This is a genomic window from Bremerella cremea, from assembly GCF_039541315.1.
GTDB classification, from domain to species: domain Bacteria; phylum Planctomycetota; class Planctomycetia; order Pirellulales; family Pirellulaceae; genus Bremerella; species Bremerella cremea.
In genome coordinates this window covers 589,344-608,423 of record NZ_BAABFZ010000005.1, presented here as the reverse complement: position 1 = coordinate 608,423, position 19,080 = coordinate 589,344, and the positions used below count along the sequence as shown (strand labels likewise).

Annotated in this window: 13 protein-coding genes; 3 read left to right on the top strand and 10 right to left on the bottom strand. The window is 56.5% G+C overall.

Features of this window, described 5'->3' with window-relative positions:
- Positions 1-22: 22 nt before the first annotated feature.
- Positions 23-922 (bottom strand): hypothetical protein, encoded by a 900-nt coding sequence (locus ABD890_RS19370; RefSeq protein ID WP_345093655.1) that lies wholly within the window; start codon positions 920-922, stop codon positions 23-25.
- A gap of 207 nt (positions 923-1,129) precedes the next feature.
- Between ABD890_RS19370 and ABD890_RS19365 the strand changes: the two genes are divergently transcribed.
- Positions 1,130-2,461, top strand: a complete 1,332-nt coding sequence (locus ABD890_RS19365; RefSeq protein WP_345093653.1) for an alpha/beta hydrolase family protein — start codon at positions 1,130-1,132, stop codon at positions 2,459-2,461.
- A gap of 80 nt (positions 2,462-2,541) precedes the next feature.
- Here ABD890_RS19365 and ABD890_RS19360 read toward each other — a convergent pair whose 3' ends face one another.
- Together ABD890_RS19360 and ABD890_RS19355 are read right to left on the bottom strand one after the other, a co-directional pair.
- Positions 2,542-3,231: a DUF2461 domain-containing protein gene (locus tag ABD890_RS19360; RefSeq protein WP_345093651.1), complete on the bottom strand. Its 690-nt coding sequence runs from the start codon at positions 3,229-3,231 to the stop codon at positions 2,542-2,544.
- A gap of 89 nt (positions 3,232-3,320) precedes the next feature.
- Entirely contained in the window at positions 3,321-4,316 is a 996-nt protein-coding gene (locus ABD890_RS19355) for an alpha/beta fold hydrolase (protein ID WP_345093648.1), read from the bottom strand.
- Between the two features lie 235 nt (positions 4,317-4,551).
- On the opposite strand from ABD890_RS19355, the gene ABD890_RS19350 reads away from it, so the two are divergent.
- On the top strand, positions 4,552-5,112 hold the full coding sequence (locus ABD890_RS19350; protein ID WP_345093647.1) for a dihydrofolate reductase family protein: 561 nt from the start codon (positions 4,552-4,554) through the stop codon (positions 5,110-5,112).
- Between the two features lie 80 nt (positions 5,113-5,192).
- Here ABD890_RS19350 and ABD890_RS19345 read toward each other — a convergent pair whose 3' ends face one another.
- Entirely contained in the window at positions 5,193-6,989 is a 1,797-nt protein-coding gene (locus tag ABD890_RS19345; RefSeq protein WP_345093645.1) for a hypothetical protein, read from the bottom strand.
- Positions 6,990-7,559: 570 nt separating this feature from the next.
- Here ABD890_RS19345 and ABD890_RS25540 point away from each other — a divergent pair.
- Positions 7,560-8,102, top strand: coding sequence for a BON domain-containing protein (locus ABD890_RS25540; protein WP_425548503.1), 543 nt, complete (start codon positions 7,560-7,562; stop codon positions 8,100-8,102).
- 982 nt (positions 8,103-9,084) lie between these two features.
- On the opposite strand, the gene ABD890_RS19335 is transcribed toward ABD890_RS25540, so the two are convergent.
- The 6 genes from ABD890_RS19335 to ABD890_RS19310 all read right to left on the bottom strand — a co-directional run bounded on the left by ABD890_RS19335 (position 9,085) and on the right by ABD890_RS19310 (position 19,077).
- Positions 9,085-12,792, bottom strand: coding sequence for a secretin N-terminal domain-containing protein (locus tag ABD890_RS19335; RefSeq protein WP_345093640.1), 3,708 nt, complete (start codon positions 12,790-12,792; stop codon positions 9,085-9,087).
- A 269-nt stretch (positions 12,793-13,061) separates the two neighbouring features.
- A complete protein-coding gene (locus ABD890_RS19330) occupies positions 13,062-14,258 on the bottom strand; it encodes a putative Ig domain-containing protein (protein WP_345093638.1) in 1,197 nt (398 codons plus the stop codon).
- Positions 14,255-15,970 carry a type IV pilus biogenesis protein PilM gene (gene pilM / locus ABD890_RS19325; protein WP_345093636.1) on the bottom strand — a complete coding sequence of 572 codons (1,716 nt, stop codon included), beginning with the start codon at positions 15,968-15,970 and terminating at the stop codon, positions 14,255-14,257. The genes ABD890_RS19330 and pilM overlap by 4 nt, the downstream gene beginning before the upstream one ends.
- Positions 15,971-16,031: 61 nt before the next feature.
- A complete protein-coding gene (locus ABD890_RS19320) occupies positions 16,032-17,609 on the bottom strand; it encodes a hypothetical protein (protein ID WP_345093634.1) in 1,578 nt (525 codons plus the stop codon).
- Positions 17,606-18,595, bottom strand: coding sequence for a prepilin-type N-terminal cleavage/methylation domain-containing protein (locus ABD890_RS19315; RefSeq protein WP_345093632.1), 990 nt, complete (start codon positions 18,593-18,595; stop codon positions 17,606-17,608). Before ABD890_RS19315 ends, ABD890_RS19320 begins: the two co-directional genes overlap by 4 nt.
- On the bottom strand, positions 18,595-19,077 hold the full coding sequence (locus ABD890_RS19310; protein WP_345093630.1) for a type IV pilus modification PilV family protein: 483 nt from the start codon (positions 19,075-19,077) through the stop codon (positions 18,595-18,597). Before ABD890_RS19310 ends, ABD890_RS19315 begins: the two co-directional genes overlap by 1 nt.
- Positions 19,078-19,080: the final 3 nt, after the last annotated feature.

The following is a 19,080-nucleotide window of genomic DNA, read 5'->3' as shown; positions in this document are numbered from 1 at the left end:
ATATTTGCGAAGGGGTGCGTCGTTACTTTTCGATGTCGGTGCCTTCCGGCACTTCGATCTTGGTGAAGAAGTCGTTGCTCTTGTTGCGTTCGACGCGAAGCTGATCGACTTCGTAGTAGGCTTTGTTAAGCCAATGGGGGCGTGGTTCGTAGGTGAACTCGGTGAAGACGGCCTGTTTGGGGAACAGAGCGTCGGCGCCAGGAAACTTCTGATAGGTGACGTCAAATTGCCAGGCCACGCGAGGGGCGATCTCGTCGCTGAAGACCAGATGCTGACGCTGCGTTAGCAGAAAGCGATTGGCCTTGGTGAACGTAAATTCGTCGGTTGTCCCAGAGCCACTGTAGTCGCGGGTCACCTTCAGGGTGAAGCTTTCCAGTTCGCCATCTTTCTCTTCCGTCGTCGCGGTCAGCTTGCCGCCGTTGGCGATCGTTTCCAGAGTTTCAACACAGTCTTGAAAGCCAAAGTCGCGAGGATCGAACGGGCGTTCGTATTCTGGTCGTCCTCCTTTGGTCACAACCAAACGTTTCTCCGGCTTCTTGTAGACCTGCCAGACGTTGTCGTGAAAGGCAAACGCGTGCCAGATCTCGTCGTCTTTCAGGTAAGTGTTCACTCGCAGGCTGTCGCCATCCAGCAGAAACTTTTGCAGCTTGCGTCCCTGACGTTCTTCGACTTCTTCGTTGGAGGGAGGACCCCCTGTGAGGACGCTCAGCGGTGGATGCGTTTCGCGAATGTTCGTGGTGCCGAACAAGCGGGGCAATTTGCTGTAATTCTCTTGCTTCGCTGCGATCGCCTTCTTTTGCAGTTGAATCGGACTTTCGCTTTGAGCCAGCAGTGGCGATGACTCGCCGAAACAGACCAACGCCAACAGGGCTGTTGCCAGGTGAAATACCAGCGGAAAGGGGCAGGAGGTGCAGCGAATCATGACGGTACCTGTCGCAGGGCTGAGGAAAGATAAGCAGGAATGTCATCAGGCAAGTTTCCTATCGTAGCAGGCCCGAAAACCGGAATCGACGACAGGCACCGAGAAAAACGAAACAGAACGTTTTGAGCCAGACTGGAATTCGGTTCTGCGATCAGTCACACTAGAGCGAACCCACCTCCCATCATCCTTCCCCCTTAGGAACCCTCCATGCGTTCGCTATTGCTGTTGTTGCTGATTTCGTCGTCGGTGATGGCCCAACAAGCCGAGAACCCGTACAGCGATCCTGTCCCGGTTGCCGCCCCTTATTATCGCGTGCGCTACGAAGCCTCGACCGACGAAGGGGGGCTGATCTACCCGGTGAATTACACCATTTGGCTGCCCGAAGGGGTGAAGACCTTGCGCGGCGTGATCGTCCATCAGCATGGCTGCGGCGTCGGTTCGTGCCGATCGGGACAGACGGGAGCCTTCGACCTGCACTGGCAGGCCTTGGCGAAGAAGCATGGCTGTGCGTTGCTTTCGCCCGTTTACGAACAGCCAGAGACCGCCGATTGTCAGAAGTGGTGCGATCCACGGAATGGTTCGTCGGCCGCTTTCCAGCAAGGCCTAAGAGATCTGGCCAAGCAGACGGGGCACCCGGAACTGGCAACGGTGCCTTGGGCGATTTGGGGACATAGTGGTGGTGGCCACTGGGCTGGTGGCATGTTGCTGATGCACCCGGAACGGGTCGCCGCGGCTTGGTTACGTTCTGGCGTGCCGATGGTCGTCGAGAAAGAAGGGCGTCCGTCGCCACACGAAATCTCAGAAGCAGCCGCAAGCGTTCCGGCGATGTGCAACCTGGGCACGAAGGAAGGCTTCACGGTCAAAGAAGGACGCTTCACCGGAGTTTGGTCCGGAGTGAACACGTTCGCGACGAAGATGCGTGAGAAAGGGGCCCTGATTTCGATTTCGGTCGATCCGCTCACCAGCCACGAATGTGGCAATCAGCGTTACCTGGCCATTCCATGGCTCGATGCCTGTTTGACGCTGCGACTGCCTGAGGATGTTGGTCAGCCGTTGGCTTCGATTAACGAAGTGGATGGCCTGCTGACTTCGTTCCCGGAGCCCGACGTAGCCGTGGTCGAACCGGTTGCCGCTGAGAAGTTCGACGGCGACAAGTCCAAGTCAATCTGGTTCCCCAATCAGGCGATCGCCAGCAGTTGGGTTCAGTACATGCACGACTCGAAGGTCACCGACAGCACGCCTCCACCTGCTCCGACTTCGTTGGAGGTGAATGGCAACACGTTGACCTGGACGGCAGAAGCCGACCTGGAGAGTGGCCTGGCCCCGTTTACGATCTTGCGCGACGGTAAATCGATCGCCCAGGTCCCAGCGAAGTCGAAGAATCCTTTTGGTCGTCCGCTGTTTCAGGGACTTCAGTACAGCGATACGCCAGTACAACCGCTGGTGGAAATGACCTTTGTCGACGAGACGGCGGAAGCTGGAAAAAAGTACGACTACCAGGTCGTTTCCGAGAATACCGTCGGCTTGAAGTCGAACTAATTGCCAAGCTGGCAATGTTGCCAGGCGAGGTTGGGCGGTGCCATAAGATGCCTGCCCAACCGTTTTCTTAGCGGGGAAGTTTAACGAAACGCTCCCCCTTCGCCCACTGCATCCAGGCCGAACAGCAGGAAGTCGACGGTTGCTTTGTGCATCGCGACCAATTGCTTGACGATCGTTCCATCGAGCCACACTTTTCGCGTTTGTGGCTGGGTAATGACAAGCGACCGCATCTTCAGGAAACCGACATGCTCGTGTTCGGCATACTCGGCGTAACCACGCGGCATTGACTTTAGTGGTTCGATCTCAGCGAACTCGAGGCCGGCCTTCTTGATCTTGCGGATCACTTTCCGAAACTCGACGGCGTCTTCGATGATGCGATCGCGGAACTGGTTCAGCACCTTCGTTTCAAGGCGATAGAAGCCAGAGCCAATAAACCCACCATCCGCCCCCAGGTGAGCGTACATTAGGGCGGTGTCATCTTTCTTGTTTCCCGAGGGCGTCAACAGCCCGCTGACATGCTCTTTGTAAGGACGCTTGTCGTTCGAAAACCGTACGTCGCGGTAGAGTCGGAACATCGTCTGCTTGCCGCCTACCATCGGCCGCTTGGCATTCTTCAGCTTATCGGTCACAACATCCAGCATCTTCGCGAACGGATCTTGCAGCAACGTCCGGATTTCTCCTTTGTGCTCGTGATACCATTCGCGATTGTTGTTGTCGTGCAGTTCTTCGAGAATTTGAAACGAGCGATCGGTGAAACCGAAGGTCGACATGAAACAGGTCCTCAAAGGCGAACGGACGAGACGACGAAAGCATCAGGATAGTCGCTCTTCCCAGCGAGGCTCAAGCAGGGGCGAACCCACTATTTCAGGCCCATCTCGAACGCTTCGCGAAAGAGATCGAAACTCTCGATCTGCGGCAGATGCCCCAGGCCCGAAAGCTCGATCACTTCGATATCGGGATTGCGGGCTTTCACTTGAGCTCCGAGCAGGTCGTAACGCCCCAGTTCATGCTCGACTCCTTCCCGCATCCAGTTTCGGCCAGGGCCGGTGCGATCGCGGGTACCGATGATCAACGTGACCGGAACCTGGAAGTCTTTGAACTCTTCGATCACCGATTGCGTGAAAATCATGTCGTAGGTGAGCGCGTTGACATACGCGATATCGTTCCAGTCGGGGCCTTGGACCCAGCCCACCAATGGTTCGGTCAGGGCTTCGTAGTCATCATTCCACTGGCCGTCGTAGTAGTTCTTTTTCTGGTAAGCGACGATCTTTTCCGGACTTTGTTTTAGTTCGTTCTGATAGAAGAAATCGACGTCCTTGTACTGGACATATTGGAGATAGTTTTCCAAGCCGATCGGATTGACCAGGATTAACTTCTCGGTCGCGTCGGGGTAGAGCAGGGCGAATCGCGAGGCGAGCATGCCTCCCATCGAGTGCCCCACCACGATGGTCTTGTCGATCTTTAACGAGTCGAGCAGGCCTTTCGTGTTTTGGGCAAACGCTGGAAAGCTGTACTGGTAAGCTTTGGCTTTGGTTGACTTGCCGAACCCAATCTGATCGGGCATCAGCACGCCATAGCCGAGCGACTGCAGCAGGTCGGCAGTCGTTTTCCAGTAGGCTCCGTTGAAGTTTTTGCCGTGCAGCAGTGTGACGACAGCTTTGTCATCTTCCTTCGGGGGAAGGTACATGTAAGCCATTTCGAGATCTTGTTCCTGCGAACGAAACTTGTAGGTCTCGACTGGGAAGGGGTAGTCGTAGCCGCTCAGACGCGCGTCGAACGACAGTTCTCCTTCCTGGGCGAAGGCGACTGAAGCTGTCAAAAGAACTAACGCGAGCAAACCAAGACCGCGAACCATAAGATCCCTGCTCTCTAAACTGTGTGTGGGGTAACACGCTACTGAAGTCTATGCTGCGGGATTGTAGCGCGAGACCTTCTCGGGCCAATCCCGCCATTTCGGGGCAAGGCGATCAGAGGGGCGTCATGAAAAAATCGGTTGGATGGTTTTATTTGATCGGCTCGACTATGCTGCGCCTCGCACGCCAGCTTCGACGATTCCAAACATCCCTGTTCCTGCAGGATTTAAGCATTTCATGCGACCCCTTAAATATGGCATCAACATTACTTTGGACGGATGCTGCGACCATCTGGCCGCTTCCACCAACGAAGAACTGCATACCTATTGGACCAATCGCATGGCCGAGGCCAACGGCCTTCTATTTGGCCGGATCATTTATGAAATGATGGAGTCCGCCTGGCGAGAACCGGCCGAGACTGGCATCCGTCCTGACTGGATGGAAGATTGGATGTCGTCGTTTGCCCGAACGATTCATGTGACCAAGAAGTATGTCGTTTCGTCGAAGCTCAAGCAGGTCGATTGGAACGCCGAACTTATCGAGGGTGATCTGGGCGAAGCGGTGACACGGCTTAAGCAGCAGCCTGGTACTGGGCTGTTCGTCGGAGGCGTGACGCTACCGCTCGCGTTAGCGAAGCTCGGATTGATCGATGAATACGAGTTCGTGGTTCATCCGGTGGTGGCAGGCCATGGCCCGACCTTGTTCGCCGGTCTTCCTCAGCCAATCCCCATGAAGCTGGTCAGCCGGCACGAGTTCAGCACCGGGGCCGTTGCGATGCGGTACGTACCGATCCGCTAGAGACGGATGTCGAGACAAAAAAACGCCCTGGGAAGTTCCCAGGGCGTTTTTTGATTTCAAATAGCTGGTTCAATTGGAAACTATTCCGAATCACGCTTCAGGTTGAAGCCGATCAGGTGGAGGCCCGTTTCGTCGTCGATCATGATCGAGCCGCTCGGAGCCAGGTACTTGCTGATCACTCCGAAGTCAGGCAGCGGGTTGGCGTCAAGGTTGCCTTGCAGGCTCTTGAAGAAGTCGTTCTGCTCAGCACGGCGACCAATGAAGTCGCGGGTCGTGTCGGCTTGGACCAGTTCATAGATCATTCGCAGGCTCTCTTCCGGTCGGGCAAAGCTGACCATCGCTACTTTGCGTTCGCCCGCATGTGCCAGCAGCTTGTTCAGCACCAGCTTGAAGCTGAGGTCGTCTGCCAGGCGAGGTGCGTCGCCGCCATAGGTCATGGTGATGTGCTCAACAATTCCAGGGCGATCGGCAAAGAACAGGAAGTCACCGACCAGGCCGAAGCAAGGTTCTGGACGAAGTTCCCGACGAGCTTCCATCCGACGACGACGATCTTCAGGAACGTCGTCCGGAATCACATCGTTGCCCACGTTGGCTTGATAGAAAGTCGCATCGCCAAAGTTCCGCTTTTCGACCACGTTCTTCAAGCGAGGCAACGCTTCGACAATGCTGTCGAGTGTCTTCTGCATCGCAGCACGATCTTTGACCTTGGCCGCAACAAAGGTTGCCTGGCTGTTGATACGAGCAGGCGGTTCGTACCACTGAACGAGGGTAAACTTGCCTTCCAGATTGTCGATGATTTCCTTCTTGAAGTCGATGTTCGCCCGCTGATTGATTCGGCGATCGATGTCTTCTGCCAACTTGCCGTCGCCGAAAATGCTGTCGTACAGCTTTTCGAGGGCCGAGTAGGTCTTCTCGACTTCCCAGTTGCTGGTGATGTAGTTGGTGACATCTTCCGGAACCCAACGTTCCGGTTCGGTCGAAGCATTCTTCATCGCGATCATTTCGATCACACCGGTTCGTGGGCGTTCCAGCATCACGTGGAGGTGGTTGATCGAATCGAATTCTTCGGTCGCCAAAATCTGGCTGCCGCCGACTGCTTTGACGCCATCCAGGCCTAGCACTGGCAGGAAGCCCATCACGTAGCTGCCGCCTGGCTGGTTGCGGGTGAGAGCTCGTAGGCCGTCGATTGGATTGACGTACCACAGCAGCTGGGCCGGTTCGTCTTTGGTGCCACGTGATGCCGAGACAATCGTGCTGAAACGATCGTCCGAAGCGAGACTGTCTTCCCGCTTACCCGACCAATTTTCGAGCACGTCTTCAACCGCTTCAATACGGTTCGAGAGAAGCAACACGCCATCATGAATACAGATTGCCAAGGGGCCATTGTTCCCCATGATGTGCGTGATCTCGATTTCCTTGTACTCTTCGTTCTCGATCAGGGCACCGTTATTGGTCGCCAGGTTCTCGACGATCTCGATCACGCGGTTCACCACACGTTTATCTTCGCCAAGTTCGCAGAAGATCAGAACGCCTGGGTTCCCTTCCTGCATGGCAACTACCGATGCGGCCAATTCCCCTTGAGGGATGGCCAGAAGTTCTTCCAGTTTCAAACCGCTCCGTTCTTCCGCGTCGGCGGCTGCGTCTTTCAGCGTCTGCCAGATACCGTTGACGAACGGCTTCATTTGGGGGTCGTTGGCGGCTTTACCGACAGAAGTTTGTTCCATCTTCGCGATAAAGTCCTGTGTGTCGGCCACGCGAAGGAAGGCAATCGTCTGATCCGACATGATCCGAGCAGCATTCGGACGCTCGGCCACTGCGGGACCGATCAGCAAAAGTGATAGCAGAACGCTGAGTAGAGGGGGGAACCTAAGTGTCATCTTGGCACCTTAACTGGTGAATCTTAAACCGTTTGTGTCCTGGGCAACTGTAGTGATCTACTTCGTCTGGTCAGGCAAAGTTTCAAGGTTATTACGAAATGTCCCCCTGGGGTACCGGTAGCGCGTGGCAAGATCTTGGCAGCCAGTCGTGTTGTAACGAGCAAACCGATACCCTGGGCCTTGATCGGTGGTTTAAACCGATAAGACAGACACCCACACGCTCTTGCCTGACTACGGCGTAACTAAGAGACGCCCGGTACGAAGATCCGTACACCGAGGATGGAAATTCCCTTGGTTTTCCTGGCAAGATTCGTGATAATGGGGCTGACAGCTTTTTTCTGCGCGGTGAATCGGAGACACAGCTCGCCAAGGACGAGACTAGCCATGCGCATTACCCAAATTCAAATTGTTTGCCTTGCCGTTTTCGGAGCTTTGGCCGTTGGCCTCGTAGAAGCTCATGCTCAGGGGCAATCCGTCAGCTCGGGAACCACCCAGGTTCCTTCGAGCAACTTCGGAGCCGGCGGGACAAACATCAACAATGGTGGCTCGATCACCAGTCCTGGTAGCAACATGTTCTCGGCTCAATTGCCCGCTGCTACGCTAGGGGCCGGTGGGTCGACCTCCTCTGGTACGGGGGGCAATGCGGCCGCCGGACTAGGTGCCGACGCTTCCGCCGCCTCGAGCATGATGCAGAGCAATGGGTTGAACCCATTTGGTGCTGCTGCTGGCACGGGTGCGACCGGGCTGGGTAATTCCGCCCGAAATAGTGCTTCGCGATTCGGTGCCTTCGGAAACATGTTCAATCAACAGGCATTTCAGAGTGGCTTTGGCCAGGACGAAACGCCTCGCCTGCCCACCAAGCTGACGGTCAAGTTCAAGCACCCTACGGTGCCTTCCAGCTTGGTGAGCGCTGACATCACTCGTCGCGTCCGTAAGCTGAGCCGCTTCGAAGACGTTACCGTGTCTGTGGAAGACCGGGTGGCCACAGTTTCGGGGACTGTGGAGTCTGAAGATGATTTGAGATTGGTTGACCGATTTGTTGCCCTTGAAGTTGGGGTGACGTCAGTGGTGAACCAGGTTCAGCTGCAAGAGCCGTCGCCTGCGGATGAGTAATCGGGTGACCGCTCGCGAGGTAGTTGCTGTACGCTCGCGATTCCGAGAACTGCGGACGGAACGTTTGCAGGTTCACGCCTGGCTTTAGTTGCAGCGATTGCGGGGCACGGCTCTGATACTGCCCCGCATCCAACTGAGCCGCTTGCTGTTGCATGAGCGGCTGCGTCTGTTGTTGCGGCAAGTTCTGCTGCGACTGGAAGCCTCGGCCCTGGTAATCCTGGCGAGGCAAAGCCTGTTGCGTCTGACGCTGGTTGGCACCTGGCTCGACATAATGAAGGCGCTGTTTCATCGAGCTTGGTAAAGCGATGGTAGTCGTCTTCAACTGGCCGTTGGCAGCCTTCTGTGCCTGGGCGGCGATGTTAGCTCGCTCGTAGGCAACCTGGGCGACTTCCGGCGACAGCATGTCGCTGGGGCTTGGCTGATTCTCAAGCTCGTTCTGCTTGGAGTTCACGCCTGGCAGTATGTGCTTGCTCTGTTCGCTCATGACCATCTGGCCCACTTCCGGTCGGAAGAATGGAGCCAAGGTAATGTCTTTCTGCTCGCCACCAGCCCGATCCCAGGGAATCCAGAAGCTGTAAGAGTGGCCCAGCTTTGACATGCTGTAGTGGCTTTCGAAGTTTTCGGCCTCGAAGACATACTTGCGGTCAGGGCGTTCTGGATCCATCCCGCCGGGTCGCGAATCGTCGTAGCCATAGATGGTCAACGTGCCTTTTACGCGAACAGGCTTGTTCGTTTCGTCATAGAAGTGGATCCGACCACCGAACCCGCGGGTAGCGGGATCGTTGGGGTTATAGCGGACCGCGTCGTTCCACGTGACCGCCATCTTGATCGGAATCTTGGTTTCCGGCTCCTTAGGTTCCCACGGCATCTTCGGCATCTTGCCGACCGAGGCGCAGCCGCTGCTCAGAACCGACAGGCAAACCAGACTGAAAGCAATTGCAATGCGTTGCATGGTTGAAGTCCTTTTGTTCCAAGCGATGAGTTAGCGAGGCTGCTGCTGGGCTGGCTGTGGCGAGTAGTACTGCGGCTGGTATTGCTGCGGTGCTCCCTGCGTAGCCTGTGGGGCGTATCCTTGTGGATAGCCCTGCGGTTGCGGCTGCTGGCTCATTGGCTGTTGTGGCATGTTCTGGAACTGCTGCTGATAGTCGACCGGACGCACGTCGATGGTCTCCATCATGGCGGGCTTCAAGACGTTCCCCTGCGGAGCGTTCATGATCGAACGGCCCGACTGTGGGTAAGCTTGAATCGTCGGTGGAGGCAACTTGCCTTGTGGGTAGTACCGTGGCGAAATCACTTCCGGGAAGCCGGCCGGGTTGGCGTCTGGCTTGATCGTGATGATCCCTTCGTCCATTGGCATCGACTGGTTCACCCCGTACAGGGCTTCCGGTCCGTACACCTTGGCGACGTCGGCCAGGCACCAGCTCATGCGGCACATTTCCTGTTCTTTGATCAAGGCGGCGTCTTCGTCCGACCGGACAACGATCGGCGTGATGATGATCAACAGTTCGCTTCGCGCGGCGTTGTAGCTGTCGTAGCGGAACATTCGGCCCAGCAGTGGCACGTCGCCCAGGAACGGAACCTTACGGTTGACCACTTCGACCGAGTTGTTAATCAAACCACCGAAGACGATCGTCTGGCCCGAGCGAGCACTGACGACAGCCGTAGCGGTTTGCGTATCGATACGTGGCGAACGAATCACGTCACCGTTTTCGTTGATCGAGATTGGAATACCGTTGGCTTCCGAACCGACCGCCGAACGTTCGGCCTGCAGGGCCATCACCACCACACCGTCAGGACTGATACGTGGAGTCACACTGAGGATGATCCCGGTGTTGATCAGTTCGGTCGAGTTAATCGTGCCGTTGACGGTTTGCTGGGTCGAGGTGATGTAAGGAACTCGTTCACCGACCTGGATGAAGCCAGGCTGGTTGTCCATGGTCATGATCTGCGGACGGGCGAGGATTTCAGCACGGCTTTCCTGTTCCAATGCACGGATCAGGATGTTCACCGAGTCGCTGGCCGCCGAGAAGACGAAACCACCATAACCTGCGGCGCTGCTGGTTCGACCCAACGCGAAGTTGGTCAGACCCTGGGTACCGACAGCCGAGGCGGTTGCCAGGCTGGAAGCGGACGAGCTGTTACCGAGGGGCTGGTTGTTCCAGTTGAAGCCTGGATCGAGTTCACCGCTGGAGACCACGCTGCGGTCGAACAAGATCGAGTCTTGCAGACCGAGCTCGAAGCCGAGTTCTTCCAGGTCGCCCAGGCGAACGTCGGCGATCAGCACCTGCAGCATCACCATTGGTGGGCGAGCGTCCAGTTCTTCGACGATCTGCAAGACCTGCTCGAAGTAGCGTGGCGTTGCACTGATGATCAGGCTGTTGCTGAACAGTTCGGGCACCACGATCACTTCGCGAACGAGTTGCTGGAACGGGCTGACGACCGAAGGATCGAGCGTCTGGAGACTGCTTTCTTCCTGGAGCAGTGCCGTCAGCGATTCGGCCACGAGGTCGGCTCGAGCGTTACGCAGACGAATCACGGTGCTCTTACGTTCGGTCACTTCGTCCTGGTCCAAGCGAAGCAGGATTGCTTCGACCACGGTCAAGTCAGAAGACGAACCAGAGGCGATGATGCTGTTGGTTCGGGTATCGACCGAGAAGTTCAGGGGAATCAGGCTCGATTCGCCACTGGACGATGCTTGCGGAGTGAAGAACGCGTTGGTGGCTCGGGCCTGATTGTTGGAGGATTGAACCGTCTGGAACAACTCGTTCAACATGGTCGAGAGCTGGGTCGCGTCGCCGTTCACGATGGTGAACACTTTGATCTGCGATTCAGCCGATGGCTGCGAGTCGAGGTTCTTCACCAGGGCGAGAACCAGTTCCATGCTGTTTTCAGGAGCACGGATAAGCAAAGCGTTCGAGCGGGTGTCTGCCGTGATCTGGACTTCGTTCAAGATACCCGATCGCAGGATCTGTTTGCCTTCAGTATCCAGTGTCATGAACGAGAGCATTGCGGCACGGACTTCCGCCGTCGATTGATTCTGCTGAGTCGTACCAGTCGATTGACCCGTGATCGCTTCCTGCAGGATCGGAGCGAGGTCTTCGGCGACGGAGTTACGAAGCTGAATGATTTCCAGCTTCAGCGTCGACTTGCTGGTTGGCACGTCGATCTGCTTGAGCAGGTATTCGATTTCCACCATGTCGCGTGGGCTGGCAGCAACGATCAGGGCATTGCTGCGAACATCGGACGAAAGGCGGACGCGAGTTCCGAGTGCCGTTGGATCGGCGTAGAACTCAGTCAGCTTGGTCTGGGCTTCCGCTGCAGACAGGTTCTGCAGTGGGAAAACACGCAGCGAGCTGGCTGGTCCGACTGGTTGGTCGAGTTTGGCGATCAGTTCGAGGATGCCCTCTACGCTTTGAGCACGACCGATGAGCAAGATCGCGTTCGGACGGTTCAAAGCAGTGATGCTGACCTGACCGTAGCGAGCGTTGAGCAGGCTTTCGTACAGCTCGTTGATCATCGTGGCGACTGCTTCGCTGTTGGCGTGCAACAGTTCGCGAACTTCGATGACGGGCTGCGTTTCGACGCTCAGCCGTTCGATGTCGTTAATGATGTTGGTAATGCGTTCGACGTCGCGGCGATGACCACGAACGACGATCACATCCAGGCCTTCCAGGAATTCGATCTGGACCGGACCGATCAGGCCGCCATTTTCTTCGGGGCTGATGGTGAACTGAGGATTGTTTGGGTCGGCTTCCGCTGGGATCTCGATTGGCTGACCGTTTTGTGGCTGACCGATGATCTGGGCGGCGTTGTCATTTTCTTCGGCTGGCTGCTCTTCGGCACCTGGCTGGAAGATCATGGCGGCCATGTCGCCGCTCCAACGTAGCTTCTTGTTGCCGGCGACTTCCTTCAACGATTCGAAGACCTGACGCTTAGCCAGGCTGTTCTCGGCATCACGCAGAGGATCTAAAGCCTTCTCGACGTTGTCGCGGCTGGCATTGCGAAGCGAGACGAGCGTAGTGCGGTAGGAGTCGCTATGCGAGGGCGTATCCATGGCGCGGATGACTTCGGCCCAGCTTTTGGCCGAATCGGTTTCACCGCGGAGGATGGCTGTGCCTTCGTTTCGGTAGACTTGCAGGCTGACCTTCTTCTCGGTGTTGGTAGGGAGGGTCATCATGACCAAAGCCCCTTCCGCCGTATAGCTCACCGGGATTTGCTTGCCAACCAACCGAACCAGACCCTTTTCCAGGGCCTCGCCTTGCAGGTTCTTCAGTTTGATTTCCAATTCGGTCAGGCCAGCACCCAGGTCTTTAGTGCGTTGAAAGACGGGAGCAGCCGATTCGACGAATGGAGCAGCTTGAGCTGTTTGCGGGCGGACCCGCAATTCCGTCGATTCCGCGACCGCTGGCTTGGCGGCAACCTGGTAGCCCGATCGCTGAACGAAGTTCGCGATTTGCTGCTGCGTGGCAGCTGGGGCCGAGACAATCAGCGCGTTGGTTTTCGATTCGGATTGAATCGAAACACCAGGCGTGCCGTCAAAGAGCTGCCGTAGCACTCCCGACAGGTTGTCGAGTTTGCCAGGGGCAATTTGATAGACCTGAATGCTTCCATCGCCATTGGTGCCCTGACCGAAGGCTGGGCTGATACCCATGGCGATGATAAGGAGCGCGCCGATCAGAAAGCGGCTCATAGATACTTGATCGTGTTGGCTGACCATCCGTTGTCCTCACTTGCATTTGCGCAGCTGTTAAGCTGGATTACCGCGCACCTCGCACTAGATGGAATATTCGGTAGTCAGCGAATTACCCCTACACCGATTTCAACCGGTATAAGTGATAAAACTTCGCGCGATGTCAGACTTTGACGGCTAGAGAAGGGCCGCAAAAAGAGAAAGCACCGACAGCTAGCTGCCGGTGCTCGTAGGATTCTCTTAATTCGAGATGCTATCAGGCGAATTCTTTAAAGATCGCTCGCCGGACCCATCGTGGCAGCGTCTGCCAGTGGCTGTCCAATCGTAAGGACTTTCAAGTCTCCCTCGATCTCAATGATCACTTCACGGTCTTTCACGTCAACCACTTTCCCTTTCAGCGAACCGATAGTGAAAGTATCGCCAGGACCAAGTCGCAGTTGCTGGTTCTTAGGACGATTGTTCAGCCAGGCCTTAGGCTGACCGCCCACCGCAACGGTGCCAGTCAGATAAGTGAACTTCGCTTCGTCGAATTCCGGGCGGCGAGGGGTTGTGTCACGAACCGGTTCCGGAGCAGGCTCAACAACGGTGACCAAAAGTTCCTGCTTCGTCGATTTCGGAGGTTTGCGATTGTCGCGAGCTTCGACCTGGATCTTGTATTCGCCCAAGGCAGAAGGCGTCCACTTTAGCGATCCGGTTTCCGACAGTTCCATACCTTCGGGGGCTTCGCCAGTCAGGAAGAACGAAACCTGATCCTTACGGTCAGGGTCGCTGGCACTAAAGCGATGGCGGAAGCTACGTTCCAATTCCGCTTCGACTTCTCCTTTGGAAGTGAAGACTGGCGGCTTGTTGGCCTGGGCAAACAGGTTTCGGCTAACGATCGCCTCGCTGTAGTCTTTCAGCTTGCCATGCGTCAACTGTGGGATACGGACGTCTTCCGGCTTCGGCACTTCTTCCGCACCATCGACGCTTAGCACCGACACGTTCATCGAGATGTCGAGCATGTCCGAATCTTTGACCGGGATCATCGTGAGCTTGGTGAACTTGTGCAGAATGTTGAACGAATAGAATTCGTAAGTGAATTGCACCAATTCTTCCATCTTGGCCCGGCCGCTGATGGTGAACATGTGCTGGTAGTGATTGCCTCCACGGCGACCGTTAAGCGGCTTGATCACCACATCACGGAAACCGGTCGATTCCAGCGTTTCGCGAAGGCGTTCCTGATAGAACGACTGGCTGGCGCGGATGCTTTCGGGCAAGGCATGCTGGCGATAGACGGCCAGACGGTCGATGGCCATTTCGGCCTTCTTCTGGGTGAAGTCTTCATCGCCTAGCCGCTTACGCAGCGTATCGATTTGTCGATCACGCGTGCTAAGAGCCGACGAGTACTGGTTCCAAAAGTAATAACCACCCACACTCAGCACGCAGATGCCGACGAGGATAGCGAGGGATCGTTCGCGTTGGGTCATGATGCGTCTCCCGTGGTGCCGGCGACATCAGCGGGCTGCTCGGTGGTTTCGTTCGCAGATGGTTCTGGGGTGGCCTCTTCGGTCGGAGCCACTTCTTCTTCGGTGCTCACCTCGGCCGTCGCTTCGGCAGCAGGAGCTTCCTCCGCGACGACATCCGTGGCGGGCGATTCTGGTTTGGTTTCTTCGTTCGCAGGCTCGTCCGCAGTTGGTTCTTCGGCAGCGGCGTCTTCTTCCATTTCTTCCGAGTAATCACGCGGGGCAAAGCGATCGGTGCCGTCTGGCGTGATCGTTACGTACTCTTGGAAGCTGATGCTGTAGGCATCGCCGTAACTTCGTTCCTGGGTTCCCTTGCCGAGAACTGCGTGGTTTTCACCGATCAAACCAGCTTCGATCTTGCCGATTACCGACTGGTCGGCAACGTAGCCTTCCAGCGAGGTGGTCCCACCGGCGCTGTTGCCTGGCTGCATGTGAATGCGGGTCGCGATCATTTCGTCGGCGGTCGGAAGTTCTTTCGACATCCGATAGAGTTCGTCCAGCCATTGCACGTCGGAAGCGACCCAGTTATCGATCTCGAGGACCTTTTCTTCCTCGACGACGAGCGGCTTGTTTTCTTTTTGCAGTCGGGCGATGTCCGCTTTCAGCTCTTCGATTTCAGCGTCGCGCGACGAGATACCGCTGTAAAGGAAGTATCCGAAGAACAGCACAACCGGAGCGGCCGCCAAGGCACCCAGTGTGAATAGTCGTTTACGATCGGGCGGATCGGGACGACGGCGCGGATTGAGCAAATCGATCTTGGGAAGCGATGCGGCATCGGCCAGCAGGATCCCGATCAGAGCGCCCATTTGGCTGGCGATTTCCGGGCTGACATCGACCGAGCCGGAAACGTGTTCCGCGGCCATCGGGGCCAGGAATTCGACCGAGACTTTCAGGTCTTCGCCGAACTTCTTCCAGATCGCCGGGGCTAGGGGTTCGCCCAGGATAACGATCTGCGAAATGGCCGTCGGAACTCCCTTGGCCTGAGCGGCGAACATCGTACGACGAATTTCACCTTGCAGGGTGGTCGTCTGATGCTCCGAGCCTGGTTCGCCTGGCAAACGGGTCGATCGCGAGAACAGCACATCGCCTCGATGCACGACGGTCAACTCGATCCGTTCGTCGAGGACTTCGACCAGCAAAAAGGTCGAGTCGGCGAAGCGAGACTGGCTGGCGGCAAAGTATGCCGATCCGAACGAGCGAACCGAAAGGCTTTGCGGTTGTAACTGGGCCTTTTCGCAGATCTTCTGGATCGATTTAAGCTGCTTGGAGGCGATCGCCGCGGCGTGTACGCGAAGCTTGCCGTCGGCATCGGCACCCAGCTTGATGAAGTCGACAACACCATCTTCGCCCAGACTGCTGAATTCACGCATGGCCTGGTAACGGACGATGTCGGGGAGCTCGTCATCCGGAACGGGAGGAACCGAAAAGACCTGAAGCTCGACGGACGAACGACTCACACCAACCAGGGTCGGCAATTTGCCAAGCCCGTGGGCATTGGCTTGTTCCGTCACGAGTCGACTGAGTCGCGATTCGAGCGTACTCTTGTCAGCTTCCTCACCCGGCTTGGTCAGGGGGAAGTGCAAGGCTTTTTCGACGACGAGACTCGAGCCACGCTGGCGGCCAACCACCATTCGCAGTGAGTGTGAGTCCCATTCAATTGCAAGTTTCTTAGCCATAGTAGTATTGTATTTCGCGGATTCGGCAGCGATTTGGAAATTTCATGCGTGCCGTTTGAAATCAATCGATTTGTCCGTCGTCTAGTCCTAGTTCCACGCCCAGCACTTCCAAGGGGTGTCCACGGCCAAGGTCCGAGATGTCGCGAAGGAGCATCACGCTGGGCTGGGGCTGGGTGGCATCGATGACAACTTCCTGTCGGCTAAAGGCACTTCCATCCTCGAAGTAGCCCACGACTTGGGCCCGATAAACATCGCCTCCTCCACAAATGAAGGGGGAGAGGGCCACCATTTGCTCCGTGGTTACAATGCCACGCAGCAAGATCCATGTTTCGTAACGGGTCGCTGGATCTTCCGGATCTGGGACTGGCAGTCGCTGTTCCAGAATCTGACCGGCGATCTCTTCATCCATGCCAGGGATCCCCATCAAGATCTCGTAGGGAGCCTGGTTAATGTTGATTCGGCCTGGGATCACCGGCGAAGGGTTCACTGTCATGCCATCCAAGATCGCCGGCAGGTAGCTGTTCATCGCCACCAGGTCGTCTTGAAACGGCGAAGCTAAGGTGGCGGTCGAATTGCCTTGCTGAACCTGAACCGAAGTTCCGATCAGTGACAACACGTTCGTTATTTGGTTGGAACCTTCCTGACTCAGGTCAAGACTGACGGACGTCGCCGTCTGGCCGCCACTGTTTGAGCCGCTATTGCTGGTCGAACCACCGTAGATCCGATAAGCACAAATGAAGTCGGCGTATTCGGTGGGGAAGGTCGCGCTGATGTTGTCGTGCAGCGTCTGCAGGTCTTCTTCGTTCAGATAGACCTTGGCCTGACCGGTGTCGCTGTAGTTCTTTTCCATGCTGTACAGCGTCAGGTAAGAAGACCAGCCCAACTCTGGAACCGAGTCGAGCATCTCCATCGCGGCTTGATCGCCATCGGCTGGCGGGGCCCATTCGTGATCGTCGACCATGCCGTTGCGATTCGAGTCGCGACCGAACAGCAGTTCTGGCGTGACCCCTTGTACCAGCAGCAACTCTTCCACCGTTTCCAGCGGACCGTTCTTTGGATTGTAAGGGGGATCGAGCGTGTTGTAGTAGTCGAACTCAGCGCCAAGCTCGCGTGGCTCGTCATCTTCATCGAGGTAGTCGAGAATGCAGTCGGCGACATTTTCGGTCATGCCTGGCAAAGCCATTAGAAGTGTTCGCCCGGAACCTTCTGCCTGAGCTTCGAGCATCAAGAGTGCGTTCAAGTTGACGCGCGATGATTCATCTTCCAGGCCGAAGCGAATTCCTTCGATCGATCCATCCGCGTTCAAAGCGGGGGCGAGGACCGAGAAGCGTCCCCGCGATTCGGACGTGTTGTCCGGGAAGACGAGGATGCCGCGCATGAACTCGGAGTTGTCGTAGATGCCCCCTTGCTCGTCGATCAGTTCCTGTTCTTGCTCTAGAAAGACGGATAGCATGGCGATGCCGCTCTCGGCGACGTTGCGCGCCTGAATCTGACGACCGGATAGGTGAGCCGCTTTGTTCTCGATGAACATCAATTCAGAGTAAGCGTACGCCGACAGTGTGATCATCATGATGACGACCAACACCACGAACAGAATCGCTCCTTGGCGACGTGAACGAGCAGGCAGCGAACTCATCATAGAGCGGCCTCCTCGGTTTCGGTCGAGTCGGTGGTTTCCTCTTCGACTTCTTCGTATGGCTTGCCGATTGGAATGCGAATCAAGCGGCGGAAGACCTGGCCAACCTGGTTAGTGTTCTCATCGACCGAAATGGTCGTGCCGCCATCGTTGAGCATGGCCTGGGTCAGGTCGTGATCGCGAATCGCAATCACGACGTCGACTGCCATCGGCAGGCAACCCATCGTTTCCGAATCCCATTCTTCCAGCCAGTCGTATCCGTCGTAATAACGGAACTGCAGCAGTGAGACTTCCGGAGCGAGAATTTCGGCGGTCGCATCTAGGTTCCGCGTGTCGCCATTGTTCATCGCGTACTGCGTCACGGCGCGATCGAGTTCCCGACGAACCAGGCCAAACTGAGCTTCGGTGATCGAGGCATCGCCGATCGTTCCATGGCCCAAGGTCGAAACGCCTGGCTGCATCAGGAAGTAAGTGACCGTCTTGATATCGCTGGGGATGTCAGCAATCGAGCGATCTCGGAAGCTGGTGTACTGCGGATCGTATTCGTCGATGCGGGGAATGCGGCTGATATCGACCTGCAGTTCCATCGCATTGCCATACAGACCAATCGTGGTCGGAATAACACTGGAACCAGCCAGGTTGGTTGTGTTCGAGGCAGCCAATGCATCGGTCGCGGTCGAAGCGTCGATCCCGGCACTCGCGGCGAGATCAGTCAAATCCGAGCTTCCACTGGCCAGCGAATCGGTCGCGAGCGATTCCACTGACGAGAAATCGATTTCATTCTTCCAGACGGCGCTGCGCAGGTCACTCTCCATGCGGCGCATGATCGCTCGCGCCAACTGAGCCTGCTCGATGCTGGCCTGACTGGCGGTGACCTGGAACAAATAGAACTGGATCGCTCCTCCGAGCGCCATCATCACCAGCACTGAAAGTGCCGAAGCGAGGATGACTTCTAGCAAGGTAAAACCGGAGTGACGGGAGTGCGACATTAGATCGAACCTCCTACTTCGGTTGGGGCTCCATCGCTGGTTTCGGGGATCTCTTCCAGTTCCAAGGAAGGATCACGCATCCAGCGAACGACTTGAAATGAATCATTTTCGCCGGCCGACTGGGCGCCTGCGCGACGCACTTGAACCATGACCATGATCAAGCCATCGACCGGAGCAGTTTCCCAGGCAATGCTGTAAACCCAAGGGGCGTCCTGTTCGACCGCCAAGGCGGACAGGTCACTCGTCATCGAGACGTTCATATCGGTGACCGGGTCCGGCGGAATCAATCCGAGGGCGATTTCTTCCATCACCGTTTCGGCAATCATCTGAGCCTCGGTTAAACCTTGAGCTTGCTGTGCATTCTGGAAGCCAAGGCCCACCAACTGCACCAGAAACGCGAGCGACATCGCCAGCAGCGTTAACGACAATAGCACCTCCATCAAGGTGATGCCGTGCGAAGTCGATTTGTGTCGAACGATCATCGG

Excerpts from the sequence above, each read along its gene's own strand:
- ABD890_RS19370 (WP_345093655.1), bottom strand. The coding sequence starts at position 922 with ATGATTCGCTGCACCTCCTGCCCCTTTCCGCTGGTATTTCACCTGGCA.
- ABD890_RS19365 (WP_345093653.1), top strand. The coding sequence starts at position 1,130 with ATGCGTTCGCTATTGCTGTTGTTGCTGATTTCGTCGTCGGTGATGGCC.
- ABD890_RS19360 (WP_345093651.1), bottom strand. The coding sequence starts at position 3,231 with ATGTCGACCTTCGGTTTCACCGATCGCTCGTTTCAAATTCTCGAAGAA.
- ABD890_RS19355 (WP_345093648.1), bottom strand. The coding sequence starts at position 4,316 with ATGGTTCGCGGTCTTGGTTTGCTCGCGTTAGTTCTTTTGACAGCTTCA.
- ABD890_RS19350 (WP_345093647.1), top strand. The coding sequence starts at position 4,552 with ATGCGACCCCTTAAATATGGCATCAACATTACTTTGGACGGATGCTGC.
- ABD890_RS19345 (WP_345093645.1), bottom strand. The coding sequence starts at position 6,989 with ATGACACTTAGGTTCCCCCCTCTACTCAGCGTTCTGCTATCACTTTTG.
- ABD890_RS25540 (WP_425548503.1), top strand. The coding sequence starts at position 7,560 with ATGTTCTCGGCTCAATTGCCCGCTGCTACGCTAGGGGCCGGTGGGTCG.
- ABD890_RS19335 (WP_345093640.1), bottom strand. The coding sequence starts at position 12,792 with ATGAGCCGCTTTCTGATCGGCGCGCTCCTTATCATCGCCATGGGTATC.
- ABD890_RS19330 (WP_345093638.1), bottom strand. The coding sequence starts at position 14,258 with ATGACCCAACGCGAACGATCCCTCGCTATCCTCGTCGGCATCTGCGTG.
- pilM (WP_345093636.1), bottom strand. The coding sequence starts at position 15,970 with ATGGCTAAGAAACTTGCAATTGAATGGGACTCACACTCACTGCGAATG.
- ABD890_RS19320 (WP_345093634.1), bottom strand. The coding sequence starts at position 17,609 with ATGATGAGTTCGCTGCCTGCTCGTTCACGTCGCCAAGGAGCGATTCTG.
- ABD890_RS19315 (WP_345093632.1), bottom strand. The coding sequence starts at position 18,595 with ATGTCGCACTCCCGTCACTCCGGTTTTACCTTGCTAGAAGTCATCCTC.
- ABD890_RS19310 (WP_345093630.1), bottom strand. The coding sequence starts at position 19,077 with ATGATCGTTCGACACAAATCGACTTCGCACGGCATCACCTTGATGGAG.